Annotated in this window: 1 protein-coding gene; it reads left to right on the top strand. The window is 68.8% G+C overall.

Going from position 1 to position 439, the window contains the following annotated elements:
• The coding region (locus HKX41_10490; protein ID NNC24561.1) for a hypothetical protein at nucleotides 1-439 on the top strand (439 nt) is incomplete at both ends.

Here is a 439-nt window from a genome sequence, read left to right as displayed (position 1 = left end):
CTGCAACGCCAGCGACGCCTGGAGCCTGTTCGTGCAGGCCTGCTATCGCCTGGGCAGCGCGCCCGACATCGACCTGCGCATGAACTCGCTGGCGGTGGACCGCATGGCCGCGGCGATCGTCGAGCTGTCGCTGCGCGAGGATTGCAACGGGCGCAGCTTCAATCTCGCCGACCCGCGCGGCTATCGCCTGGCCGACTGGATCGACTGCACGCTGCAGCAACCCGGCATGTCCGCGGCCAAGCGCCCTTACCAGCAATGGCTGCGCGATTGCGCGGCCGATCCGGCGACCGCGGCGATCGCTTCGATCCTGCCGTCCGAACTGGCGCCCGAAGACGGCGACCACGACGACGAGGACATCGTTATCTCCAACGCCATCGCCGAACAGCTCGATCCGACGCGTTTCCCCACCCTCGACCGCGAACACCTGCGCCGCTGCGCG

It is taken from the genome of Salifodinibacter halophilus, from assembly GCA_012999515.1.
In the GTDB taxonomy this organism is placed as follows: domain Bacteria; phylum Pseudomonadota; class Gammaproteobacteria; order Nevskiales; family Salinisphaeraceae; genus Salifodinibacter; species Salifodinibacter halophilus.
Note: the sequence above shows the minus strand (reverse complement) of the source record. Positions and strands in the feature narration are given on the sequence as shown.